The sequence below is a fragment of the Paenibacillus sp. ov031 genome (assembly GCF_900143165.1).
GTDB lineage: Bacteria > Bacillota > Bacilli > Paenibacillales > Paenibacillaceae > Paenibacillus > Paenibacillus marchantiae.
On record NZ_FRDO01000003.1, the window covers coordinates 33,216 to 57,343 of the forward strand.

Here is a 24,128-nt window from a genome sequence, read left to right on the forward strand (position 1 = left end):
TCGCCATGGACAGTCGCATCAACCTTTTTGCATCAGGTTACTGCACTGTCTTCTTCTATCCGTATTTTTCATCCTTCGGTTCAGACCGAAAGTCGTTTTCTGTATTCATGTAAAATGCTCTATTAATGAAATGAATGAAATATAAGGATTCATCCTAATGGAGCGCGTTTTATTATTCTATTTTATCATAACGTTCGGGGGCACGCCCATACAATAGAAGTACAAGCCGCTCCCCCTGTTACGGACCGAAGACAGGAGGTGTGCTGCTGGGTCTGAAAGGGGTGTTGCCGGATGAGCACATTTTTGTCCAAAGCTATTCTTGATTTCTTCATTGCGTTTGGGATCGTGCTGGGCGGCGCGATGATTGGAGGTATAGGAGCGGTGGTCTCTCTCCAGCCTCCGACACAGACGATGCTTGATGTCGCTGGGAAAATTAAAATTTGGGCGCTCGCAGCGGCCGTTGGCGGTACAATCGATCCGATGCGGGTGATCGAAAGCAACGTGCTGGACGGCAATCTGTCTCCGGCAGTCAAACAAATTTTGTACTTGATATCCGCCTTTATGGGCGCACACATGGGTACTGAACTGGTGAAATGGGTTTGCGGTGGAGGACGGGGTTAGCATGACTCCAGGACAGCGCCCATGAGAATCCCGCCTTTTTCACGTTACCGCCCGCTTATGCGCATGACTGCTGTCTTTGTTCTGGGAATGATCGCCGGTTGTGTCGTGTACAACGGTGTATTTCACCTGAGTTACAACGAGTTGTGGCTCAACAATCAGGAGTTGCAGCTTCAGCTGCATCAGAATGAGGAGGATATTAAAACGCTGAAAAAATACAGTAAACGCCAAACCGTCATCAAGGAAATCAAGGTCCGTGCAGAAGACTCTGACAAAGGTCCGGACGAGGCCTCCCTAAAAGTGATGTTGCAGAAACTGGGGGATGAACTTGAGGTGCTCCGGGGTCGCGACGTCTTCAATATCGATGAGTACAGCAAAATGACGCGGATTATGCTGAACCAAAAAGTGTATACGGTCAGAGAAAAGGAATATACCGTCCAGGTGAAAACGATGCTGGTGATGGAAGGTGTGCTGCAAGTTTGGGTACAGATTCGGATGCACGTTCCGGCTTAGGAAATGGATGACAGCCCCGGAAAAAAACTGCCCTTGCCCTCTGCCTGCATGGTACAATAAGGGCAGTAAATGCTTTCCAGAAAAGGAGCTGCGTCTTTGTGTTCATCGATGTACTCAAATATGCCCTAATCGCCATCTTTGCCCTGGCCATGGTCTGTTCAGCTCTGAACAGCATTCGTTCGCGCAGGACCACTGATCCCATCGCCATAGGTCTTTATCGCTCATGGACCAACATCTGGATGGGTAGCATGCTGATTATTCTTTCCCTCATCCTGATGTTTGTGTTTACCGGTTCTACGCTATCCGTCGTTGTGGAAGCGCTATTTCTGATTATAGGAGCGTACAATCTGTTCGCCGGATTACGTAACCGCAGTTACTATGCTCGTCTTCAGCAGCATGCAGACGGTGGAACTGGCAAGACATCCGGACAATCTGCCTGATGCACTTAGCACGATGTCATAGCGCTCTGCCAAAAAGAGAGTATCCTCATCTATCGAACAAGCCTGAACCACGTCGATTTCGGGGTACAGTTCGCTCTTTCGATAAGAGGATACTCTCTTTTTCTAGGCATGGTCAATGGATTGCAGGGTCATTACCGCTTTGCATACAACATTCCCATCACGGGAAATGACAATATCCATTTTGCAGGTCCGACGACTTGTCTCCAGAATAATGGGACGAACCAGAATCTGATCTTCAATCTGTACCGGACGAACAAAATACGTTGTTACATTATCCACGACATGGTCGTTTCCTGTAACATCCCAGGCTGCGCGCCGTCCCGCCTGTGTCATCACATTCAGCAGAACGCCTTCCGAGATGGTACCAAGGTCTGTCGCCATCTGCGGAATGATGAATCCGTGGAAAAACAATTCGTTCTGCTCTCCGCGCTCTTCCGCAAACCCGTTCCAGATCAGATGATCAAACGTCTCTCCAAGCTGTGGCTGCTTCTGTGCATCACGCATCGCCTGCAATACTTCCTTACGTGTGACGGATGCAATCAGTTTACGGTTCCGATCTACAATCGGCAGGAAGTCAATGCCTTCCCACGTCATGATCTGTGCAGCCGAAGCCAGTGAGGTTTGCAGCGAAGCTGTGATCGGGCGGCGTACGACACACTTCTCAATACTCTGATCCTCTTTTAACTCACTCACATCTTTCAGACTGACAATACCGATAACCCGGTTCCATTCATCTACTACCGGGAAGCGATGCTCTCCCGTTTCGGAAACCAGCAGATGAAAATCCGCGGCTGAACTGGTCACCTTTAGCACCTGAAGGCGGGGTTTCTGACCGATAATATCCTCTACCAACATAATCTTTTTCTTAATCAGTCGATCAAAGATCGCACGGTTAATCATTGAAGCCACTGTGAACGTATCATGTCGGGAGGAAATAATGGGCAGACCCAACTCATCAGCCATCACTCTCACTTCACGGCTTGTACCGAAGCCACCTGTAATTAATACACCAGCGCCCTGTTCGAGCGCGAGGGAATGTGCATTGTCCCGGTTACCAACAATCAACAGGCTTCCCGCGTCAATGTATCGGGCCATGGCCTGCTCTTTCATCGCACCGATCACGTACTTGTGAAGCGGTTTGGCTAGACCGTCACTTCCACCCAGCACATGACCTTCGACGATGGTTACCACATCGGCAAAAGTCAGCTGCTCGGTCATACCGCGAGGTCTTTTCTCGATCCGCACTGTTCCAATTCGTTCCTTGGTCACGACCAGGCCGAAGTTCTCTGCCTCTTTTACCGCACGATATGCTGTTCCTTCGCTTACCCCCAGCTCCCGCGCCAGTCCGCGCACCGATATTTTACTGCCTACCTTCAGTTGTTCAATATGTTGAAGCAATTGTTCGTGCTTCGTCACGTTTTCTTCCTGTCCGTCCATCTGTACCACCCCCGAAGATGCATCTGTACTATTCTGTATCTATTATAACACGACCTTAGGAAAATAACCCCATCCTACGTACCTTTCTCCTAAAGAACCTCGCTACATGGATCTGAATAATCGGAGCAGCAAATTACGGGCATAAAAAAAGACCGGTTCCTTTTATGCCAAAGGGAATCCGGCCTTACTTAGACAGATAGAACCATCTCTATTACCATGTCGTATGTGATCCAAACCTTATACAGATTTGCTCTGCTCCTGCTTGTCCACCAGTTTCATCTCCCACTGCCGCAGCTTTGCCCGTCGAACAGCTTCCAGTGCACGCTTCTTCTCTTCATCCACACCAAGAATAAAATGCAGATGTGCACCAATGATTAATAACGAGAACAGCACCCATACGATGCCAAAAATATTAACCCAGTCCATTCCACCAGCAAAGGAAATCCGCGGCAACGCAATAACCAGCATCGACAACGCGATAACCAGATAGATCACATGTTTTGCTTTCTTTAACCTTTTCACCATTCACAGCTCCTTCGTTCTTGATCGACTCTATATGTCTAGTCTATGAACGATAAGGAGCTAATATGAGAGGTTCAGGCAAAAAAACGGGACAAGGTTTAAGTTTAGGCTTCAGCGCCACCGTACAGATGACCCAGGCTGTCTGCAATAATTTTGTTCACGTCTTCGATAATGACACTCAGGCGACGTTCAGCGTCAAACAGACGACGGATATTCAGGTTCAGGCTCAATACTTCGAACAGTTTCTCCATTTTCTCCATTTCGTCCGGTGCAGGCATATCCCCACTCATCATACGTTGTTGCAATTCCATCTGTTGATCACGAAAATTATCCAGCATAGCCTTTGCTTCCGGGTCTACTTCGATCAGCTTCATCGCAGAAGTTATTTCTTCCACCTCGCTACTTTCTCTCAGTGCTTTGGCCAAATCATTGGCTTTGTCATAAATGTTCACTATAATTCCTCCTCAAATTGGGTTGTTCTTCTGTTATTCATTCGTATTCATTCGCATTCTCATCGCAACGTTCACCCGTGTTAATACACGTATTTCACTTCCGTCAAACAAAGGTTGCGGAAACATGCCATCCATTACCTACCGAGCATCAAATGCATTTAATCCAAATGGGTCAATCACCAAGGGTTATATGTCCTCATATGATGAAGCACATGCCATGTTCAGATGCCGTTCAACTTCGAGATCAGACATCAAGTTGCCGCCCGGAAGGAGATCCGTGATGTCCACTAAAAAAGTAACGATTCAGGTTACCGGCTCGGGCATCCTGCAGGACGACGTCATCATGCTCGGTGAAGGGCTGCTCAAGGCGCTTAAAATCCCTTCGGGAAGGCCGCTTCAGCTGCAATTCGGCTCTTTCCGCCGTGAAGTTACTGTCATCCCTGTTCCCAGGTATGACGGTCTGCGCATCAATCAGACGGTAGCCAGCAAGACCGGCCTTGTTTCCCGTTCGGTCCTGAGCATATCTTATCGTTCAACCAGCCGTACTTTGCGTCTTGGACCCTACATCAGTGTATTGGTCAGCCAGGATTACCCCGATCAGCCCGATCGGCCCTTTGGCTCCATCACGATGTTCTGTCAAGAACTGGTGAACGCCTGCCGGAAGAAGGGCGCCTATGTATCCTTTTTCACACCGGAGGATATTGGAGCGGTAACGGGTTATATGAAAGGCTGGGTGTATGATGACGGCTGGAAAAAGACCGTTCTGCCTATAGCAGACGTCGTCAATAACCGGCTGACGTCCCGTAAGCTTGAGAACAAACCTAGCGTACAGCATTTTATGAAAGAAGTAAAATCGCTTTACGGTACACAAACCTTCAACGAAAAGTTTCTGGACAAAAATGAAGTATTCGATGCCTTGAAGTCCATTTCAACACTGAAGAGGGTACTACCCGAATCCCATTTGCTCAAAGCTTCCGCCACACTCAAAACGATGTGCAATCGATATCCGGTTGTCTTTCTGAAGCCTGTTCGCGGGTCGCTTGGCAAAGGTATCATCCGGGTCTCTCGTCAAAGCGATGGCAGCTTTCTCACGCTCGCTACAAGCGTTGGGGGGACCCGAAAACAAACGTATGCTTCTCTGGATAAACTATATGCCAGTCTGTCCGGGAAAATGAAAACAACGCGCTACCAGATCCAACAGGGTCTTTCCCTGATCGATAACAGCGGCAGACCCGTAGACTTCCGTGCGCTTGTGCAAAAAAACCGTACGGGCAAATGGAGTGTCACTTCCATCGTCGCACGTATTGCAGGCGGCAGTCACTATGTATCCAACCTGGCACGAGGTGGAAGTCTCAGCACCGTCAAGGAAGCTGTAGCCAAAACCCAATTATCCTCATCAGCCAAAGCTTCTGCGTATGCAGGATTGCATACGGCGGCGCTGGATATCGCCAAAGGCATTGAAGGTGCCATCCCCGCCCATTTCGGTGAACTCGGCATCGACCTTGCCTTGGACACCAGCGGAAGGGTCTGGCTGCTTGAAGTAAACTCCAAACCATCCAAGAACGATAATACGCCACTTAGCGAGAGCAAAATCCGGCCTTCGGTCAAAGCGATGCTGGAATACTCCACCTATCTGGCCGGATTCTGAAGAGTCATCCATTAGAGGAGGTGCAGCGGCATGTTCCTGCAACATCAGACAAACACACTAGCCATCCTGGTTCGGGCAACAGAAGGCTCGCCTCCTTTCGTGGATGAACTCTTCTGTCGTCGTCTCAGTTTGGAAAGCGACCGTTACGGCCTAAATATCATTGTGCTGGCCGTAGCGAATAACCCCAGCGTATCTCGGCTCACACAGGGCTATGTATTTGACAGAGGAGAATGGAACATCGTGCCTCTTCCTGCTGTGGACCTAATCATGGACCGCTGTCTGCTGCCACTTCCCAGAACATTCAAACAGCAGCTTCAGCAGCTAGTTTCCTCAGGCAACGGACACCACGGTCGTTACTGGTCTGCTTCCTTGCCTGGTAAATGGAAGGTATATCGCGCCTTGTCTACTGATATAAGACTGCGTGCTCTTCTTGCGCCTACGACACTTCTTCAGTCGGATACCCGATGGGAGAAATGGCTGGAGCGCTGGCCGAAAGGCATTTTCTTCAAACCTGTATCGGGCACCCATGGTAAAGATACGTTTCGCCTTTATCGCGAAGATCACCACACCTCCTGGATTATGGAGGGCAGAAATACTCGCAATGAATTGATTCACCGTACATTTGAGTATCGCCAGGATGTCTCTGCCTGGCTGGATTCACACAAGGCCGGTAAAAAGATGATCTTACAGCCGTACCTGGAACTGAGTCATCACGGACGACCATTCGACATTAGGGCCTTGATGCAAAAAAATGGGCAAGGACGCTGGTCTCTAACCGGATGTATGGTACGGGAAGGACCGGCTGGCTCACTCACTTCCAATTTGCATGGAGGGGGAAAGGCGTACCCTGTGCATCCTTATCTGCTGGAACGATATGGGAGCAAGCAAACCAGCGCTCTGCTGGAGAAGATCAGGCAGGCTGCTGCCCGCATCCCTACCCTGTTGGAAAGCCAATTTGGCAGACTGGCCGAACTGGGTCTTGATTTCGGAGCAGATGTTCAGGGTCGCCTCTGGCTGATCGAAGTGAATTCGAGACCGGGACGTTCCTCATTCGCAGAGGCGGTTGACCCCCGTATGCACAGTCTGACCTACACCCAGCCGCTTGCCTATGCCCGTTATTTGCTGCAACAACATGTTCTCACGGACGTGAAGCGTCCAATGAAAATGCCGAATACATCCAGCACAGCTGGCCTGAAACCCATCCCGATTCACGGCGGTTGAGGCACGCAGCGCCCCGCTGCCATGGAGCCGAAGGATCTTTTCAGGATAGGAGGATAAATCATGAGTTTGACCTTTTGCAATCTGCATTTCACACAGCAACCGGATAAAGTGGTTTATGTATCCAACGCATTAATGAAAAGCCTAAATCTAACCGGCAAAAAAACGATTCATCTGCGGTTTGGCCGTGACCGGGTGCCCGCAACCATCAAACCGATCAAAAAGGCTGGCAAACATCTCTATCTCGCTTCTGGCATACGCAATCTGATGAACGTTCCGAAACGGGGCAGCATCTACCTCCGCAACTTGCAGAACGATGAAGTCCAGTTGGGTCCACTGATCGGGGTGCTGTCTGACGGACCTTCGTCTGGCTCCAATCCGTTTGGTTCCCGTACCGGTTTTATCAAACAACTGCTCCGCGAAGGAAGCCGTAAATCCTATATTTATGCGTTCACTCCAAGAGATATCAACTGGCAGAACGAAACGGTGTCCGGTTTTTTCCTTAATGACAATGGAAGCTTCAGTCGGAAAACGGTACCTCTGCCAGACGTCGTGTATAACCGATTACCCAGCCGTCGCTCTGACTTCTCACCAGCGATCAATCAGCTTCGGGAGCGATTCGTTCGGCGCAAAATTCCTTTCTTCAATTGGAGTTTCTTCAACAAGTCGGATATTTATAAACTGCTGGAGAACGACCCGGCAGCAGGACGCTATATACCTGAGTCCATCACCAACCCGACGGTAGAGCAAATGAAAGAAATGCTGGAACGCCATCAGTTTGTCTATTACAAACCAACAGCGGGAAGTCTGGGCAACGGTATCTATCGATTGACCTACTCTCCCAAACGTGGATATTTTGCCCGATATCGCAAAAAAAGCGGCAACGCACTTCTGCGCTTCGGCTCATTTAACAGCCTGATGCGCATGCTTCAAGGCAGACATGGCAAACAACTTCGCGGTTATGTTGTTCAACAAGGCATCCGGCTTATTGAGATTGACGAATGCCCCATTGATTTTCGTTTTCACATGCACAAGAATGGCAACAATCAATGGGTCGTCGTTGGAATCGGCGCCAAAAAAGCTGGTCGCGGCAGTGTAACCACACATATCAAAAACGGCGGCTCCCTGATGACACCTGAGCAGGCACTCAAACGAAACTTTGGTGACCGCTCTGGAGAAGTGCTTCAGCATGCCAAATCTGTCGCTATTACACTGGCCCAGGCGATTGAAACCCAGCACCAGCATCTGATTGGTGAGATTGGCTTTGATCTGGGCATTGATCAGGAGGAACATGTATGGATGTTCGAAGCGAACGCCAAACCCGGCCGCTCCATTTTCCGTCACCCTTCGCTGCGGCTGGAAGGAAAATCATCGGTGGAGCACATCCTGGAACATTGCCTGTATTTGAGCAAATTCCGGAAGAAAGACGGCATTTGATGAGCTTGCAGGATGATTTCAGACCCGTTATTGCTATCCTGACCATGCATGATGATCAACGGATGTTCAGAGGAAACCATCAAAACTTCCTGGATATTGTGCAGACGGGCGAAAATATGGGATATGTGGTGTACGTCGTGACTGTAAGAGATTTAAACGTGAGCGGCCCCACCGTAAAAGGATACACTTACAACAATGGGAGTGGGAGATGGACTTCACAGTCCTTCCCCCTTCCCCATGTACTCTACAATCGGATTCCCAACCGGGAAGATGAACGCAAATCTTCAGTACAGCGAAAAATTGAAGAATGCATGCATTCTGGAATCGAACTGTATAACCCGTTTTTTTTCAATAAATGGAATCTGTTCGAATGGCTTAAGAAATCCAAATCCACCCAGCAGCTGGTCCCCCATACTCGCCGGATGCGAACAGCAACTGCTCTCGGGACGGTGCTGCGATCACATCCCTACCTATATCTGAAACCAGAGAGCGGCAAGGCCGGCAAAGGCATCATGATGCTCAAGTTCCAGGAAAAAGAACGTCTTCCTTACCGACTTAAAATACAGAGTACCCGAAAAAGCACCACGTACAAAGCAGCAACCCTTTCCAAGTTATGGGCAAGAATTCGCAAGGAGACCGGTCACACGCCCTATATCATGCAACAGGGTATTGAGCTGGCGTCATCTCACAAGCGCCCATTCGATCTCAGGGTACTCGTGCAGAAAAACGGCAAGGGACAGTGGAGCGTAACCGGTGTTGGCGCCCGTCTCGCTGGCTACCGAAGCATTACCACCCACGTTCCGCGTGGAGGTACGGTGGAGGACCCGGAGAAGCTGCTCACCGATCTCTTCGGGGAAGAAATGTCGAATACACTGATGAAGCGGGTGAAGTCCACTTCATTGTTGATCGCGAGACAAGTGGAACGAGGCTCAGGGCATACGCTCGGTGAGATGTCCATGGACCTGGGCGTTGACGATCTGGGCGAGATCTGGTTCTTTGAAGCGAATGCAAAGCCGATGAAGTTCGATGAACCGCAGATTCGGCGGAAGTCACTGGAACGTATTTTTCAGTACAGCGCCTACCTTGCCCGTCAGTCCAAACGATGATGAACAGGAATAACAGCAAAAGAAGGTGATTGTTTGTGTCCTCACCTGTTCTGGGCATTATGACGTTGTACTTAAATGAACATCGCGCTCTGGAAGAACGGAGCATATACCGCAGAATGATCCTTGAAGGGCGCAAGCGGGGACTCGATATATATGTGTTCACACCTGCCGATGTACATCCAGGAGGCAAACAGATTGAGGCCATGGTCTTTCATTCGGGAAAAGGCTGGTCCCGGGAATGGCGTTCATTCCCGGATATCATCTTCGACCGCTGCCGCATACAGCGCAATCGCAGATTCCAGCAGCTGCTTGCCTTTCGGCAAAGGTATGGTCACTTGCTCTTTCTCAACCGCCCATTGCGTAATAAGTGGACCATCCATCAGACACTCTCGGCGAAATCAGCCTTTCGTGAGCATTTGCCCGACACTTTTCTGTATCAGGATATGTCCGACGTCAATCGAATGCTGAAGGCCTCCTCCCTGCTCTACCTGAAGCCCATTAATGGAACCGGAGGGCGCGGAATTCTCCGCATCGAACGCAGTGGCAGCGAGGCCAATACAGTTCTCGTACAGGGACGGGACCAGAAGCGGCGGATCATCACCCCGCGTAAAGTCCATCTGTCACGCTTGGGTTCACTTCTCCAGAACTGGAATATGAAAGACAAATATCTGGTTCAACAGGGGATTCAACTCCAGCTTCCGAATGGCCGTGTTCATGATTATCGAATGCTGGTCCAGAAGAACGGCGAAGGACAGTGGGAATTGACCGGATGTGCCGGACGGATGGGTGCGGAGAAAAGTGTTACCTCTAATCTGCATGGTGGTGGTCAGGCCATAGCGATGCACAAACTGATGAAACAATGGATCACGGATGAGAAGCAGCGAACAGAAATTTACGCAACGGCCGAGAAATTCGGGATTGATGTAGCTACGTTTCTGGAAAACACCTATGGCAACTTGTGTGAATTGGCTCTCGATTTGGCGATTGACAAGAGCGGGCACATCTATCTGCTTGAAGTGAATCCGAAGCCTGCGCGTGAGGTGTTTGCCCGCATTGGTGAGAATGATATCTATTCCAAAGCGATCACCCAACCATTGGAGTACGCCTTGTGGGTGTACCGCAATCATGCAAATACAATTCGTCCCCCTCGGGGGGTGAAGGTAACTAAACCGGTCAAACGCGTAAAAGGTAAATCCGCCACCCTCAAAAGAACCAGAGGATCCCGGTGATGACCGTCAGACTTCATTGGTAGTGAACCAAATCCTCCTTGAACTAAAAAACCGACCACTCCAATGTCCGAATGGACTAGGGGTAGTCGGTTTTTTTGGTTTTGTTCTACTCGGCTTCCCGATACAAACGAAGCAGTTCCGTAAAATCAGAGATCAGTACATCTGATCCTGCCAGTTCTTCGTCCCGTCCGAACCCTGCATAGGCACAGCCGATAACGGTCTGGTTATTCATTTTGCCTGCCTCCACATCCGAAGAGCGATCCCCTACCATCCATGCATCCTGAATCCGATGCTTCTCAAGCAGGATCTGAACCAAGTTAACTTTGGAAGCGGTCTTGTACTGTCCAGCACTATACACGCCTTCAAAGAGCGGCATGATCTCATGGGCAAAGGCCACGCCTTTGACATAGTCCTCCAGCCCGTTGCTGGCGACAAACAACCGCACACCCTGTTCTTTCAACGCTTTCAGCGTCTCTTTTACTTGTGGGTACAGCTGCGAGCTTCCCCCATCCAACCCTTCAATCTCCAACTGAAGCAGCAATTCGTCTGCACGTCGATGGGCCGCAACTGAAGCTTCGGGCATAACCACTTTCCATATATCCTCTAGCAACATCCCCAGGCTTCCCAGCATTCGTTCTTCAGGAGGAGTCTCTCCCTCAAAATGCCCTTCGGCCCGCAATGTATCAAACAGCTGATGATAGGCTGGCAACAACAGAGTTTCCGTCTGAAACAAAGTACCATCCATATCAAAAATCATCGCTTCCGGTTTACGCAATACCGTCTCTTTTGTCATGTCCAATGTTCCTTTCGGATTGGGATATGTATTCGGAATCGTTCCCCTTCCATGATAAACATAAACGTTTGGCAGTGTAAACCGCGCAATGTAAAACATCTGTATCGTCGACGCCATACAAAATCCACAAACATTATACTTAAATTAAACAAACTATATACAAGTAAACATCCTTTAAGTATAATACTGAAAATAGTTCTTTAGACACCACACCTAAAGGACTATAATAGCTATTGTTCAAGTTTTTTCGACAAATACATATACCCCAAGGAGAGGCATAACAAACATGAAAAAGCACAGGACCTTCAAAATTTTTTATAAGATTGGTTTAGGTTATTTGCTCGTACTCGCGGTGCTCGCTGGCTCTATTTTATTGATTCAAAACAGTATCAGCCAGTTGCAACGAGAACTGGACTTTCTGGTGGATCACGATATGAAGGTACATGATCTAACCTATGAGATTGAAAATATTATGGTGAACATGGAGACAGGACAACGAGGTTATGTAATTACAGGACAAGAAAACTACCTGGACCCTTATAACACAGGCGTTCAACAGAAGAATATACTCAAGGATCAGCTTGCGGTGCTTGTCTCGGATAACCCGGCACAGCAGGCACTTCTTGAAAAAATTTCAGCTAAAATGGATGACTGGATTCAAATCGCTGGCGAACCGGTTATTGCGCTTCGAAAAGCGAATGATATGGCGGCGATAAGGCAATTTTTTGTGGAGGACCCCGGCAAGAAGGATATGGATGAGATTCGCGGTTTATTGAATACATTTCGCACCAATGAGCTGGCGTTGACTGAAAATCGCACCGAAGCGCTGAAGCAAAAGAACAAAATTTTGAACTGGGAGCTTTACGGAGCGCTTATCGTTGTGGCCTTGATCTCGATCTTTGCAGCCTTGATTCTATCCCGTTCCATTGTAAAAAACATCCGAACAGTAATCCGCGCGCTGAATGACATCGGCTCCTCCAATGGCGATCTGACACTGCGCATTGCCACGCCGATGAAGGATGAAACGCGGGAACTTGCGGAGGCAGCCAATACGATGCTCCTTGGTTTGCAGCAGATGATGCTGGACGTCCAAAGCAACGCTACCACCCTGAACGCCGCATCTGACCGGCTGGATAAAGGCGTGTCCGACAGTCATCTGGCTGGAAAAGAGGTTGCCGCAGCCATGGAACGTGTGGCCGAAGGCGCAGATGAGCAGGTTGCACTTACACAGACGATGGTTGCCGCCATGGAACAATCCCTGACCGGACTCAACCGGGTTGCTGGCTCCGCATCGGAGGCTGCTGAACGCGCTGTACGCACAGAGTCCATTGCACTCGATGGACAGCAGCGAATTAATAATGCGGTTGGCAAAATGGGGACCATCGAACAATCCTTCCTGTCTGTTCAGGGAGCCATTCATGAAATATCCAAAATGTCCGATCAGGTCATCAACATTGCCGATTCCATGTCAGGCATTGCAAGACAAACGAATCTACTCGCGCTCAATGCCGGAATTGAAGCGGCGCGTGCAGGGGAGAATGGACGCGGATTCGCTGTAGTCGCTGGCGAAATTCGGAATCTGGCAGATCAAAGCGCCACCTCTGCCAAAGAAATTACAAGCATTCTGGAGACGGTCGTAGCTGGTATACAGAGCACCGTTCATGAAGTCGAAGGCAGTACACAGCATGTCAGCGAAGGCTTACAGACGATTGAAGACGCGGGCCAAGCCTTTGCGAATATTACGCAGCACATTCAAGACCTCAGCGCTGAGATGCTGGATGTATCCGCTGTGGTTGAAGAGCTCACCACAGGCAGCGAAGCAGTAATGACATCCATTAACGAAGTATCAGCCGTTGTAGAGGACACCGCATCTGCCACGGAGGAAGTATCGGCTATGACCGAGGAGCAGCTTGCGTCGTTACAGGAAATGGCGGATACGTCCAAGCAATTGAACGAAATGTCAGATGCGCTTGATCAATTGGTTAACCGATTCAAGCTGTCCTGACCCTATTGATCAGTCCCAGATAACACAAAGAAGCAGATCCCACTCTATAGGGATCTGCTTCTTTTTTTCAAAATGAAAGAACATTTAACATGAATCCTTTTCTAGCTCAGTACCTTTTTCGATCAGGATTGATCCGGATTACGCAGCGCTTCAAGGACAAGCTGTGCATGATAGCCATCGTTGAAATCGTATATTTTGGCAGGTTGGCCTTGAATACGGGCAATGACGTGTTTAAGTACAGGCAGCTGGCTTAAGGATTCATCTACTTCGACGGGAACAAGCGGCTCTCCGATGCGCCCACTCCATAGTTGGTCCCAGTTTTCCAAGGCAATCGTTCCTTCTGTACCGTAAACCACCATGGATACACGCTCTTCACCTGCAAAATGAGCAATCCCATTTAATTGAATTCGGGTTCCATCCTCTAGCTCCATCGCGGCCTGAACTTCATGTTCACATTCACCTGTATTTTGAGGAAATTGAACCTCACTGTTAATCACACGGATAGCACCAAACACATTTTGGATCATATGAATCCAGTGGATTCCCACTTCAAGAATGAATCCGCCCTGCTCGCGGCTGGTAATCCAGGCATTTTGCTGCCACGCTCGTGGCCACTGAGGGAATTGCAGAATCAGATCGATTTTGCGAATCTCACCAATCGTTTCCTGACGAATCAGCTCTTGCAATTTCACTACCGATGGTTCATGCGGCATGGAGAAATGAATTGCATGTACTACACCAGCCTTCTCGGCTGCCTCGAGCATTGCTCTAGCTTCCTCCACGCTATTGGCCAGTGGCTTCTCACAGAATACATGAATCTTGCGCTTTAATGCCTCCATAACGACTGGATAATGATATTTAGGTGGAACTGCTATGTACAGCAGATCAACCGGATGTGTGTCGAGCAATTGCTTGAAATCCATATACGTCTTCGTCTCCGGATGCGAGGAAGCAAACGATGTCAAATTTTCCTCACTGGAATCGCACACTGCTACAATCTCTACTTTTTCGGATAGTTCTGCCTCTGTTGCCTGATGTATCATATGTATTCCCATTTTGCCCAGACCAATTACGGCCATTTTTATCGTTGTCATTCAACTCACTCCCATCGAATTTCAGTATAACAGAAAGCATAATATTGCCAATCCTTGCACGGATACGAAATGGAAAGCATACGCTTCTAATTTGATCTACACAAAAAAATACATCATATTATATAGTATTTTACATTTAATTCTATAAATCTTGTTTATAGGTAATTCGTTGCAGGAATATATAACCAATTTATTTTCTCATATGGGACAAGACATTAAGCGTTTCCAACCTAAGAATCAGGAACTTATACTCATAAAAGCGGTTGACAAAAAACCACAAAAAAAGCTACTCTTCCTATTAACGAGGATTTATTTCCTTTTACAACCTTAGACAACGACATACACTCCAAAAACGGAACTTGACCTGTGGGTCCAAAAACCTATTTTGTGAAGCGAGGTGTCCCGCATGAGAACAGTTGCGGACTATTTGGCAGAAGCTCTGCGTAATTTAGGCGTTACTCATGTCTTTGGTATTATCGGAAAATCCATCTGTCCTGCTGTCCTGAAAATGGTCGATTACGGTTTGGAATTCATTCCAGGTCGCCATGAATCCAGTTCAGGCTTTGCCGCATCGGGCTATGCCCTCCAAACAGGGAAACTGGGTGTGGCCTTCGCCACTTCTGGTCCGGGCGGAACCAACTTGCTCACCGCTGCAGCCCATGCCAAGGCCAATAATTTGCCCGTCCTGTTTATTACGGGTCATCAATCCATTCAGGAATTGGGGCTTCCGCAATGTCAGGACTCTTCTTCCTACTTGGCTGATCTGGCGGAGATGTTCCGTCCTGCCACGCTATTCAGCAAACTGGTGGAGCGTGGTGATCATTTCAGCACCATATTGAATCACGCCCTTTCCATTGCACTCGGTCCCAACAAAGGGCCCGTCCATCTCTGTCTTCCTTTTGATGTACAAACCGAACAGCTTGCTGACTTTCGGGTTGTCATCCCGGAGCCAGAACCCCTGATTAGCGTATCCAACCTGAATCGTATCCTCCCCTTACTTCAACAGTCCAGTCATCCTTTAATTATTGCAGGCAAAGGCGTCAGCCGCGCCAGAGCCCATGATGAATTGCTCCATTTTGCCGAACATTTCAATATTCCTGTCATTACTTCTCCTGGCGGAAAAGGTGCCGTTGCTTGGGATCATCCCCTATATCATGGGCCCTGCGGTGTTGGTGGCTTCCCTCATGCAGATGAACTACTGAATCAAAGTGATCTCTATATCGTACTCGGTTCACGTCTAAGTGATATGACGATCTGTAATTTGAAGCCTGAGAACCATCCTGCACATCTGATTCAATTCGACGCTGATCCTACATTCGTTGGTAAAATACTTAACGCTCAAACCTTACATATCACCGGAGACTTGAAGAACAACCTGCAGTTTTTGCTCGGTACACTGACAGAACAACCTATTGTTCCAAAAGAAACTACAACTGTAGATTACACCGTACCTCTCCCGGATCTGCCGAACCTGTCCCTGGCATCCGTGCTGGAAGAAATGAGTGAACTGCTTCCATATGATCATAAGCTGTTTGTAGATGATGGTAGTCATGGTTTTCATGCCGTTCAACGATATAAAGTCAAGAAACCCGGCAGCTTTGTGTTTGACGCCTACTTTGCCTGCATGGGTAATGCCATCGGCATGGCTATTGGGGCCAAGACTGCCGCACCGGAAGAAACCATCGTATGCATTACAGGTGACGGATGCTTCATGATGCTTGGAACCGAGATTAACACTGCTGTATGCAACAATCTGCATGTCATCTTCATCGTCGTGAACAATAAACAGCTGGATATGGCACTGAAAGGCATGGAAAAAACAACAGGCCGGATCGATGGCACCTTGTACGAGGTTCCCGTGGATGCGGCAAAGTTTGCGGAGTCTCTCGGCGCTGTTGCTTTCCGGGCGGAAACACGGGCCGAATTCACATCTGCTCTACAGACCGCGCAGCAGCTGAACCAAGTTACTGTAATTGAGCTTCTTACCGATCGCGACGAGATTCCACCCACGGCTCACCGTACCGTGACTTTGAATTAGGAGGAACATAGGCATGAGTGAACAAGTGACTCAAGGATTGGAGCGTTTTGCAAAGCTTTCGGGTGAATATGGTGCAAAAGCATTGGCACCCATTAAGGATCAGTTCCCTGAGCTCGCCGAGTTTATTATGGGAACGGCTTACGGTGATATTTTTCAACGTACCACCATTACCGATCAATGGAAGGAAGTTGCGATTATCTCCTCACTGATCTCACAAGGGCAGTATGAGCAGTTGGGGGTTCATTATACGATGGCGCTAAGTGTCGGTGTAACTGTAGATCAGCTCAAAGGAATTTTGCTGCATCTGGCACCTTGTGTTGGAGCACCGCGGATCATCAGTGCTTTTAATATATTGCTCGCTACACTGGATGAAATCCAATAATTCACTCTTCTACATTTTTATACACGATTCGACTTTTTTATTGATCTTATTACATCTCTACCTTTATAATATGGTTAAATTATCCTTCGAATCCGCCTACATCTCAGAAGCATTCAGCGAGGGCCTCAAGGCCTATGTCTTGGTGAGCGGGATAGCCTTAACTCATTTAAAGGAGAGATAACAATCATGGGAAGTTTTATACTGAATACTGACGTTCCGAACAAGGTGTTGAACATTGAACTGGAGGGCTCTTTCTCTCAAGAAGACGGTTTACGTTCCATCTCGGCATATCAGGACACGATCGCTCCGATTAACACCAAGGAGTATGAGCTGAATATTGATTGCAAAAAGTTGAATGTTACCGCTCCGGAAATTGTGCCTCTTCTCGAGGGCTGCCTGCAGATGTTCAAAAAAGATGAATATAAAAAAGTGGTGTTGACGCTTGAGAATAATGCCATTCTGAAAATGCAGCTGTCCCGTCTTGGACGGTCTGTCGGACTGGAAAATCTTGAGATCATCTCCACGGTTACGACCTAATAAACCAGGCGGACAAGCTGAGGGTTCACCCATCCGCTCAGAAGGAGAATGAAGATGGCTGGAATTCGTATTGTAGATATCGATATCTATCATCCAACGAACAAGGTGGGCAATGACTTTTATATTGAACATTTTGATGCAAGAGGTGTAGATATTCGGGGATTGTTAAAGGCACTTGGGCGTGATACACGTTACAAAATTGACAACGATGATGAAAACTCACTAAGCATGGCCTTTGAGGCCGCCAGTAATTTGCTCGAAAAGACCGGACTCACCGGTGCCGATATCGATCTGATTGCTTATGCAAGTCAAACGCCGGAATACATCTTTCCTACGAATTCCTTAATGATTCATCGCCTGATTAACGGGGCATCCCATACGATCTGCATTGATAGCAATGCCAACTGTGCGGGCATGACCGCAGCCTTTGAACAAGTTAGCCGTCAGATGATGAGCAATCCCAGAATTCGTCGTGCTTTGATTATTGGCTCGGATTACGTGGCTCCTCACGCCAGTCCGGATGATCCTGTATACTTCGCGAACTTTGGGGACGCAGCAGCAGCTGTCATTGTTGAGCGGAATGAGCAGGCTGTCGGTTTTATTGACTCGATCTATCAGACCGATACCTGTGTGTACGGCAATTCTCTTTTCCCGGCACAAGGTCTTGCAAAACTGGGCCAAACCGGTGTTGACGCAGGAGCCTTCCATGTCAAATTCATACCGTTTGATGATTCCATCTGTGTAGGTGCAGCCTCTGAATCGATTCGCACGCTGCTGAGTCGTAACGAAATCGGAGCAGATGAGATCAAAGCCGCTTGTTTCTCCCAATTATCTATTGGCAATATACGTGCTGTATCCGAAAACATTGGCATTGGCGAAGATATTGCCGTCTACATCGGAGACGAGTTCGGGTACACCTCAACCAGCAGTCCGTTTATTGCATTACATCGAGCCATTACATCCGGCCAAATTCAGCGTGGTGATAAAGTGCTGTTCTGGACCGTTGGTGCTGGGTGGCAAAATGTTGCCATGGTCGTTGAATACTGAGAGCTTGACACGGAACCCCAAAAAGCAGGGCAGCCTTTTTTAACAAAAAAAAGGATGGTCCTGCTTTTTTATTATTTTATATTTGAATGATAACTTACATTGGATAACATTCCATTCCCATTACTTCAAAACCAACGAGGAGCATGCTCTAAACGTTCCTTTCATCGCAAAAACCGCTCCCTTTGCAGAGAACGGCAATGAGAATTGATATGTTGTCCTCATCAGAAAATCTTCTTTGTCTCCCGATCATCCTTCAGAATCTCTACGGCCTCACGAAAACGCAAGGAATGCACAATCTCCCGTTCTCTCAGAAACTTGAGACTGTCCTGTAGATCCACGTCATCCGTCAGATCGATCAACCACTGATATGTAGCCCGAGCCTTCTCTTCCGCTGCAATATCCTCGTACAAATCTGCGATTGGATCCCCTTTCGAAGCAATATAGGCTGCTGTAAATGGTACACCGGAAGAATTCGTATAGAACAAAGCAGAATCACGCTGTGCATAGTTCGGCCCAAGCCCCGCTGCTTCCAGTTGCTCCACAGTCGCATCCTTTGTCAGCTTGTAGATCATTGTTGCAATCATCTCAAGATGAGCAAATTCCTCCGTCCCTATATCATTCAACAGCCCGATAATCTTGTCCGGAATCGTATATCGCTGGTTCAGATACCGCAGGGCAGCCGCCAGTTCTCCGTCTGCGCCTCCATACTGTTCAGCCAGCAATTTCGCCATATGAGGATCACATTTGCTAACCCGAACGGGATATTGCAATTTTTTCTCATACACCCACATGCAGACGCCTCCTCTTTTAAATCAAATCCTACCTGTTACGATCCCTCGAGTTCCCGGCCTGGAACGACTGCAAGGAAACCCGAGGATGTTATCTCACACTTGCCAAGGCCATGGTGTCTGGGACCATTCCCACGGATATTTGGAGAAAGCATGCCCAAAGTTCATCAGCGGTCCGTACAATTGCTGAAACTCATGTGCCACTCTCATCCGCTCCTGGCTGAATTTGTTGTATTGCTCGATGCTTTGATAGTCGCCCGGGTGGGTGTCCAGATACAGATTCAGCTCAACCAATACAAAATCCAGGGCCTGAAGTTCCTCCAGCAACTCATAGTATTTTGCATCACAGGCTTTGGGTGCTTCAGGTTCCATCTGCTTCCACCTTCCTTCCCTTCGAGCTCGCAGGTGTATAAGGACTGTATAAAGCAGGCCACAACGTTCCAATTCTTAAAGCTTCTGCGGGACTGTACTGCGGCCAGCCCATCGGCTGAAATGGGATAAACAATTGCGGAGGAACCAAGTACGTCCGAATCGTCTTCGGTGGACATGGATCAAACGGCCCCACAAAAGGGGCGTAAGCACGAAGCTGCGGATCTGACACAGAACAACGCCTCCTTCATCACTGATTTGGTACATTCGACATCCCTACATTACAAGCTTTCATTTCCCGTCTCTATAACCATATGTCGCTGTCCCCCAAGTTAATCCCATATTTAGCGGAACGCAAAAAAAGACCTTCGAACAACTTCCCCCGCTGGGCAGTGTCCAAAGGTCACTTCATTTGATATGGCGGCATAAGCATCAATGATTATTTCATCAATACTCAGTCCCTGTTAAGTTCACGATCATCATCCTGCATCGAACCTGGTTCCTTTTCTTCCATTTCCACCTTATCTTCTTCAGGATCGGGTCGCTTATATACCTTCACACGGGTAATTCGGAGACGGGTAGATTCTTCCACTTCAAAGACATAACCGTTTTGCTCCCGTGTTTTACCTTTGACCGCGCTGCCTTCCAATTCCTTGAATAGCCAGCCGCCAATCGTATCAACTTCCTCATCCTCAATGACAGCTCCTGTCCATTCATGGACCTCTTCAATCAGGGAACGACCATCGATGGAAAAGGCTTCTCCACTGCGCTCCATATGCGGACGTTCGTCTTCGAACTCATCATATAGATCACCAACAATCTCTTCCAAAATCTCTTCAGCAGTCAGCAAGCCGGCTGTACCGCCATATTCGTCGACCACCAGCGTCATCTGGGAGTGCTTTTTCTGCATCAAACGAAGTACATGACTGATCTCCATCGATTCAGGAACATTCAGAATTGGTCGAACAAGCGCAGCCAGATCATGCTGCTGGGCTGGTTCAGCGAGAAGCAGATCGGTAATGTGGATAAATCCGATAATCTCATCCTTATCCTCAACAGCTACAGGGTAACGGGAATGCTTCGTTGCATTAATGATTTTCAGGTTTTCTTCCAGCGACATATGAGTGTACAGACAGTCCATATCCGTACGTGGCAGCATAATTTCGCGTGCCAGCATATCGGAGAAATCAAAGATGTTATCCATCAGTTTGATTTCATCCTTGTCGATAACACCACTCTTCGCACTTTGCTTCATCAAGATGCGAAGCTCATCTTCCGAATGGGCCTCCCCTTCGCTGGCGGGTTCAATGCCCGCCAAACGCAGCAGTGCATTGGCTGATACGTTCAGTACCCAGATGAATGGGAAGAAAATTTTATAAAATAACAGCAACGGTGCGGATAGCAACAAAGCCACTCCGTCTGTTTTTTGAATCGCCAGAGATTTGGGCGCAAGCTCACCCAGCACAATGTGCAAAAACGTAATAATACAGAAACCAATGATGACCGATACCGTGGATATAAGTCCTGTATCCGCTACACCAAGCTTGAACATTAGAGGTTCGACCAGCAATTCGGAAATGGCCGGTTCACCTAGCCAACCAAGCCCCAGCGATGTCAGCGTGATTCCGAACTGGGTTGCCGATAGATAGGCATCCAATTTACCATTCACCTTCAGTGCATAACCAGCCAACTTATTCCCTTCACTCTGTAATTGAGTGAGGCGTGTTTGTCTAACTTTGACCAGAGAAAATTCCGCTGCGACAAATACACCATTCAAAAATACGAGCAGAAACACACAGACCAGATTAAAAACCAACTGCCCAAGATGAAATTCGGTATGAATACCCAAGTCGAAACTCCCCTTTTCTCTCTATTTCAGGAATACACCTGGAATATCAACGTGTAATTGCTTTTCTCGATTTGAAATCCACACCTTTATAATACATATCTGCCACCAGCAGATTCGGACCGCAGCAAGAAGCAGCATCACAATGACAGTTCACTGTCTGATTCAAAGGATGTTCCGCCGACCACTCATGGAATACGTCATCCAGCTTCCGGTCACGAATGTTGCCAAACGCCGGGATGTCGGCAAAATCGGTAACATACACGTTCCCAGTGAACATGTTCACGTTAACGCGGTTACGACCATCGGGATCATTACGAACCGTCACTTTAGGCTCGCTATACAGGCGGTTGATCAGTTCGCGATCCTGCTCTGCTGCACTGCATGCGAAGAACGGAAGTGTACCAAACAGCATCCACATATCCTTGTCACGCACATCTAACAAACGATGAATTGCTGCTCTCATATGATCAAGGGAAAGCACCGGCAGCGAAGAAGCAAAATTCGAATTATACATCGGATGCACTTCATGACGGACACAGCCCATCTCACGGATCAATTGATGAATGCCCTCAAGCTTGTCATGAGTACGGAAGTTAATCATGGACTCCGCAGAGATAAACATGCCCGCTTCACTGAGTTTTTGGGAATTTTCAATCATTTTCTCATACATCTTCACCGCGACTTCCCGTTTTACAGGTCTACCACTGTTGGCAAACCCAACTTGGTGAAAGTCATCGGCATTCAGATAATTGAATGAGATATGCATAACGTCCAGATAAGGCAGAAGCTGCTCGTACCGACGGTAATCCAGCGTCAGATTGGAGTTAATCTGGGTACGAATGCCCCGTTCCTTGGCATATTTGAGGAGCGGAATGATCATCTCATCCACGGTCTTCTGGCTGAAGCTCGGCTCACCACCCGTCAGACTGATCGTCTGAAGGTGCTCAACCTCATCCAGCCTTTTAAGCATCAAAGGCAGCGGAAGCGCAGGTGCTTCGCGCATCGTTAACATATCTCCTACCGCACAATGCTCGCAGCGCATATTGCACAGATGAGTCACGGTCATTTCTACACTGGTCAGCACATGGCGTCCATATGTACGCAAAGAGCCGATCGGATCCCAAGGATCATTAGTCGGCGATAAAGGCATCGGTTCTACCGATCCTGAGTTTAGCATGGTCATTGTTCTTCACCTTATTCCTTTTATTAACCTAAAAAGTTTTATTTACAACATACCCCGTCTGCAACTTTTGGAGTTATCTTTAATCATAGCACAATTTCCTGTGCTCTGGCATGAGCATGCTCTGTCCATTACATGACAAAAAACGCCCGCGTAATATCAAGGCCTTGCTGGCCCGGATATTACGAAATGAGCGTTGACCCATTCTCCATTTGACGTCAGGATATCAAAATAATTCGCCACGCGCTGAAGCTGGCGTAGCGTCTTCCACACCCTCAACACCTGTAATCATAACAGACAACGCTGTAGACAGATCGATCTCGTAGGGTGCACTTAATGTCTGTCCGTCTGCATCCTTGAGAACACGAATACGTGGTCGTTGCGGAATGCGCGTATGGATGTCTGCAACAACCCCGACCTCCCCTGTACTCAGCGTGACGGAGATACCTAAGGGATAAATGGCTACGCAGTCACGGAACTTCTCCAGCATTCGCTGTTCATATAAAGTTCCTGAACCCGTGTATAATACTTCCACAGCTTGATGTGGCAGCAAAGCTTGTTTATATACCCGATTGGTTGTCATCGCATCATACGAATCGGCAAGAGCTAGCCATTTGGCGTACTCATGAATCTCTTTGTCTTTCAAACCAAAAGGATAGCCGCTGCCATCAATCCGTTCATGGTGTTGTAATGCGCAATGGGCAGCAAGGAGCGGTATACCCGGTTCGTCTTTGAGAATACGATGTCCATATGTAGTATGCTGCTGTATGATTTTAAATTCCTCATCGCTCAATTTGGCAGGCTTGTGCAGAATTTCTGGAGCAATCTGTGTTTTTCCAATATCATGTAACAAGGCACCCAGACCAATCTCCATTAATTGCTGGCGGGTATAACCCGATGCCACACCAAGAACCAGCGTATACACACATACATTAAGAGAATGATTATACAGGTCAAAATCACTGGCGTTCATATCCATAAGCATAATCATTGCTTCCTTCTGACTGCCGATGTCCTCCAGAATCGTATTCATTAACCCGCTAAGTGCTTTTCCGAAGTGTGGGATTCGGCTTTTGGTTTTGAGACCCGACATACTCTGAAACTGCTGTTTGATCTCAACTAACGCTCTGCGCCTGGTCTCTTCCTGCAGCATATCCGGAATGATGATATCCTCTGTTGCTGCATCCGAAATATACACATATCCAATCCCCAGGTCCTTCAGACGTCCAATCAACCGACTGGTCAGCTCCACTCCCTCACTGAGCAGAACCAAACCCTCTTCACTATAAATTCGTTTCCCCAGCTTCATGCCAGGCTGCAATAGGTTTATATGTACTAAACGCACAGCCTATCCTCTCCCGCTCCGTAGATGTAATTTCCACTAGCCGCCGCTTCAGCAGAAGGC

At 48.0% G+C, this 24,128-nt stretch carries 24 protein-coding genes; 13 read left to right on the forward strand and 11 right to left on the reverse strand.

Translation table 11 applies throughout. The annotated features are described in order from the left end of the window. The first annotated feature begins 291 nt into the window (after nucleotides 1–291). From BUA17_RS13845 to BUA17_RS13855, 3 genes are all read left to right on the forward strand, one after another. Nucleotides 292–621 (forward strand): YtrH family sporulation protein, encoded by a 330-nt coding sequence (locus tag BUA17_RS13845; protein ID WP_024629128.1) that lies wholly within the window; start codon nucleotides 292–294, stop codon nucleotides 619–621. A 21-nt stretch (nucleotides 622–642) separates the two neighbouring features. After that, a complete protein-coding gene (locus tag BUA17_RS13850; RefSeq protein WP_063564310.1) occupies nucleotides 643–1,131 on the forward strand; it encodes a sporulation membrane protein YtrI in 489 nt (162 codons plus the stop codon). A gap of 98 nt (nucleotides 1,132–1,229) precedes the next feature. Further along, nucleotides 1,230–1,571 (forward strand): YtpI family protein, encoded by a 342-nt coding sequence (locus tag BUA17_RS13855; protein WP_244552145.1) that lies wholly within the window; start codon nucleotides 1,230–1,232, stop codon nucleotides 1,569–1,571. Nucleotides 1,572–1,694: 123 nt separating this feature from the next. Here the strand turns inward: BUA17_RS13855 and BUA17_RS13860 are convergent, their stop codons facing one another. The 3 genes from BUA17_RS13860 to BUA17_RS13870 all read right to left on the reverse strand — a co-directional run bounded on the left by BUA17_RS13860 (nucleotide 1,695) and on the right by BUA17_RS13870 (nucleotide 4,003). Next, a complete protein-coding gene (locus tag BUA17_RS13860; protein ID WP_064639320.1) occupies nucleotides 1,695–3,029 on the reverse strand; it encodes a DRTGG domain-containing protein in 1,335 nt (444 codons plus the stop codon). A 237-nt stretch (nucleotides 3,030–3,266) separates the two neighbouring features. Next, nucleotides 3,267–3,551: a hypothetical protein gene (locus tag BUA17_RS13865; protein ID WP_090808856.1), complete on the reverse strand. Its 285-nt coding sequence runs from the start codon at nucleotides 3,549–3,551 to the stop codon at nucleotides 3,267–3,269. Nucleotides 3,552–3,655: 104 nt separating this feature from the next. Further along, nucleotides 3,656–4,003, reverse strand: a complete 348-nt coding sequence (locus tag BUA17_RS13870) for a YlbF/YmcA family competence regulator (RefSeq protein ID WP_024629123.1) — start codon at nucleotides 4,001–4,003, stop codon at nucleotides 3,656–3,658. Nucleotides 4,004–4,283: 280 nt separating this feature from the next. Between BUA17_RS13870 and BUA17_RS13875 the strand changes: the two genes are divergently transcribed. The 5 genes from BUA17_RS13875 to BUA17_RS13895 are packed head-to-tail and all read left to right on the forward strand — an operon-like array spanning nucleotide 4,284 to nucleotide 10,641. Next, the gene (locus BUA17_RS13875; protein WP_063564308.1) at nucleotides 4,284–5,651 is read left to right on the forward strand and encodes a YheC/YheD family endospore coat-associated protein; all 1,368 of its coding nucleotides are present in this window, start codon (nucleotides 4,284–4,286) and stop codon (nucleotides 5,649–5,651) included. A 30-nt stretch (nucleotides 5,652–5,681) separates the two neighbouring features. Continuing rightward, nucleotides 5,682–6,872 carry a YheC/YheD family endospore coat-associated protein gene (locus BUA17_RS13880; RefSeq protein ID WP_072733984.1) on the forward strand — a complete coding sequence of 397 codons (1,191 nt, stop codon included), beginning with the start codon at nucleotides 5,682–5,684 and terminating at the stop codon, nucleotides 6,870–6,872. Between the two features lie 60 nt (nucleotides 6,873–6,932). Continuing rightward, nucleotides 6,933–8,306, forward strand: coding sequence for a YheC/YheD family endospore coat-associated protein (locus BUA17_RS13885; protein WP_063564306.1), 1,374 nt, complete (start codon nucleotides 6,933–6,935; stop codon nucleotides 8,304–8,306). Beyond that, complete coding sequence (locus BUA17_RS13890) at nucleotides 8,306–9,412, forward strand: YheC/YheD family endospore coat-associated protein (RefSeq protein ID WP_063564305.1); 1,107 nt, start codon at nucleotides 8,306–8,308, stop codon at nucleotides 9,410–9,412. Before BUA17_RS13885 ends, BUA17_RS13890 begins: the two co-directional genes overlap by 1 nt. 35 nt (nucleotides 9,413–9,447) lie before the next feature. After that, nucleotides 9,448–10,641, forward strand: a complete 1,194-nt coding sequence (locus tag BUA17_RS13895) for a YheC/YheD family endospore coat-associated protein (RefSeq protein ID WP_063564304.1) — start codon at nucleotides 9,448–9,450, stop codon at nucleotides 10,639–10,641. Between the two features lie 106 nt (nucleotides 10,642–10,747). Here the strand turns inward: BUA17_RS13895 and BUA17_RS13900 are convergent, their stop codons facing one another. Further along, complete coding sequence (locus BUA17_RS13900) at nucleotides 10,748–11,434, reverse strand: HAD hydrolase-like protein (RefSeq protein WP_063564342.1); 687 nt, start codon at nucleotides 11,432–11,434, stop codon at nucleotides 10,748–10,750. 286 nt (nucleotides 11,435–11,720) lie between these two features. Here BUA17_RS13900 and BUA17_RS13905 point away from each other — a divergent pair, with 286 nt between their 5' ends. Beyond that, complete coding sequence (locus tag BUA17_RS13905; protein ID WP_072733985.1) at nucleotides 11,721–13,439, forward strand: methyl-accepting chemotaxis protein; 1,719 nt, start codon at nucleotides 11,721–11,723, stop codon at nucleotides 13,437–13,439. Nucleotides 13,440–13,561: 122 nt separating this feature from the next. Here BUA17_RS13905 and BUA17_RS13910 read toward each other — a convergent pair whose 3' ends face one another. Further along, the gene (locus BUA17_RS13910) at nucleotides 13,562–14,533 is read right to left on the reverse strand and encodes a Gfo/Idh/MocA family protein (RefSeq protein WP_072733986.1); all 972 of its coding nucleotides are present in this window, start codon (nucleotides 14,531–14,533) and stop codon (nucleotides 13,562–13,564) included. Between the two features lie 406 nt (nucleotides 14,534–14,939). Between BUA17_RS13910 and BUA17_RS13915 the strand changes: the two genes are divergently transcribed. The 4 genes from BUA17_RS13915 (at nucleotide 14,940) to BUA17_RS13930 (ending at nucleotide 18,537) form a co-directional block, all read left to right on the forward strand. Continuing rightward, nucleotides 14,940–16,571: a thiamine pyrophosphate-binding protein gene (locus BUA17_RS13915; protein ID WP_072733987.1), complete on the forward strand. Its 1,632-nt coding sequence runs from the start codon at nucleotides 14,940–14,942 to the stop codon at nucleotides 16,569–16,571. 13 nt (nucleotides 16,572–16,584) lie between these two features. After that, nucleotides 16,585–16,953: a carboxymuconolactone decarboxylase family protein gene (locus tag BUA17_RS13920; RefSeq protein ID WP_024629113.1), complete on the forward strand. Its 369-nt coding sequence runs from the start codon at nucleotides 16,585–16,587 to the stop codon at nucleotides 16,951–16,953. Nucleotides 16,954–17,139: 186 nt separating this feature from the next. Next, on the forward strand, nucleotides 17,140–17,490 hold the full coding sequence (locus tag BUA17_RS13925) for a hypothetical protein (RefSeq protein WP_063564300.1): 351 nt from the start codon (nucleotides 17,140–17,142) through the stop codon (nucleotides 17,488–17,490). Nucleotides 17,491–17,544: 54 nt separating this feature from the next. Further along, nucleotides 17,545–18,537, forward strand: coding sequence for a 3-oxoacyl-[acyl-carrier-protein] synthase III C-terminal domain-containing protein (locus BUA17_RS13930; protein ID WP_063564299.1), 993 nt, complete (start codon nucleotides 17,545–17,547; stop codon nucleotides 18,535–18,537). Nucleotides 18,538–18,758: 221 nt separating this feature from the next. Here the strand turns inward: BUA17_RS13930 and BUA17_RS13935 are convergent, their stop codons facing one another. The 6 genes from BUA17_RS13935 to BUA17_RS13960 form a co-directional block, all read right to left on the reverse strand. Then, nucleotides 18,759–19,328: a manganese catalase family protein gene (locus tag BUA17_RS13935; protein WP_063564298.1), complete on the reverse strand. Its 570-nt coding sequence runs from the start codon at nucleotides 19,326–19,328 to the stop codon at nucleotides 18,759–18,761. A gap of 93 nt (nucleotides 19,329–19,421) precedes the next feature. Continuing rightward, entirely contained in the window at nucleotides 19,422–19,697 is a 276-nt protein-coding gene (locus BUA17_RS13940) for a spore coat protein CotJB (RefSeq protein WP_063564297.1), read from the reverse strand. Continuing rightward, nucleotides 19,687–19,926: a spore coat associated protein CotJA gene (locus BUA17_RS13945; RefSeq protein ID WP_063564296.1), complete on the reverse strand. Its 240-nt coding sequence runs from the start codon at nucleotides 19,924–19,926 to the stop codon at nucleotides 19,687–19,689. Before BUA17_RS13945 ends, BUA17_RS13940 begins: the two co-directional genes overlap by 11 nt. A 222-nt stretch (nucleotides 19,927–20,148) precedes the next feature. Further along, nucleotides 20,149–21,543, reverse strand: a complete 1,395-nt coding sequence (locus tag BUA17_RS13950; protein ID WP_072733988.1) for a hemolysin family protein — start codon at nucleotides 21,541–21,543, stop codon at nucleotides 20,149–20,151. A 46-nt stretch (nucleotides 21,544–21,589) separates the two neighbouring features. Continuing rightward, nucleotides 21,590–22,726 (reverse strand): radical SAM/CxCxxxxC motif protein YfkAB, encoded by a 1,137-nt coding sequence (gene yfkAB / locus BUA17_RS13955; RefSeq protein ID WP_090808721.1) that lies wholly within the window; start codon nucleotides 22,724–22,726, stop codon nucleotides 21,590–21,592. A 223-nt stretch (nucleotides 22,727–22,949) separates the two neighbouring features. Then, entirely contained in the window at nucleotides 22,950–24,068 is a 1,119-nt protein-coding gene (locus tag BUA17_RS13960; RefSeq protein WP_063564294.1) for an HD-GYP domain-containing protein, read from the reverse strand. Between the last annotated feature and the right edge of the window lie 60 nt (nucleotides 24,069–24,128).

Bases quoted from the DNA above. Each gene is read 5' to 3' on its own strand.
- BUA17_RS13915 (WP_072733987.1), top strand. From the start codon at position 14,940: ATGAGAACAGTTGCGGACTATTTGGCAGAAGCTCTGCGTAATTTAGGC.
- BUA17_RS13845 (WP_024629128.1), top strand. From the start codon at position 292: ATGAGCACATTTTTGTCCAAAGCTATTCTTGATTTCTTCATTGCGTTT.
- BUA17_RS13930 (WP_063564299.1), top strand. From the start codon at position 17,545: ATGGCTGGAATTCGTATTGTAGATATCGATATCTATCATCCAACGAAC.
- BUA17_RS13910 (WP_072733986.1), bottom strand. From the start codon at position 14,533: ATGACAACGATAAAAATGGCCGTAATTGGTCTGGGCAAAATGGGAATA.
- BUA17_RS13885 (WP_063564306.1), top strand. From the start codon at position 6,933: ATGAGTTTGACCTTTTGCAATCTGCATTTCACACAGCAACCGGATAAA.
- BUA17_RS13920 (WP_024629113.1), top strand. From the start codon at position 16,585: ATGAGTGAACAAGTGACTCAAGGATTGGAGCGTTTTGCAAAGCTTTCG.
- BUA17_RS13880 (WP_072733984.1), top strand. From the start codon at position 5,682: ATGTTCCTGCAACATCAGACAAACACACTAGCCATCCTGGTTCGGGCA.
- BUA17_RS13890 (WP_063564305.1), top strand. From the start codon at position 8,306: ATGAGCTTGCAGGATGATTTCAGACCCGTTATTGCTATCCTGACCATG.
- yfkAB (WP_090808721.1), bottom strand. From the start codon at position 22,726: ATGACCATGCTAAACTCAGGATCGGTAGAACCGATGCCTTTATCGCCG.
- BUA17_RS13935 (WP_063564298.1), bottom strand. From the start codon at position 19,328: ATGTGGGTGTATGAGAAAAAATTGCAATATCCCGTTCGGGTTAGCAAA.
- BUA17_RS13940 (WP_063564297.1), bottom strand. From the start codon at position 19,697: ATGGAACCTGAAGCACCCAAAGCCTGTGATGCAAAATACTATGAGTTG.
- BUA17_RS13875 (WP_063564308.1), top strand. From the start codon at position 4,284: ATGTCCACTAAAAAAGTAACGATTCAGGTTACCGGCTCGGGCATCCTG.
- BUA17_RS13925 (WP_063564300.1), top strand. From the start codon at position 17,140: ATGGGAAGTTTTATACTGAATACTGACGTTCCGAACAAGGTGTTGAAC.
- BUA17_RS13850 (WP_063564310.1), top strand. From the start codon at position 643: ATGAGAATCCCGCCTTTTTCACGTTACCGCCCGCTTATGCGCATGACT.
- BUA17_RS13905 (WP_072733985.1), top strand. From the start codon at position 11,721: ATGAAAAAGCACAGGACCTTCAAAATTTTTTATAAGATTGGTTTAGGT.
- BUA17_RS13900 (WP_063564342.1), bottom strand. From the start codon at position 11,434: ATGACAAAAGAGACGGTATTGCGTAAACCGGAAGCGATGATTTTTGAT.
- BUA17_RS13860 (WP_064639320.1), bottom strand. From the start codon at position 3,029: ATGGACGGACAGGAAGAAAACGTGACGAAGCACGAACAATTGCTTCAA.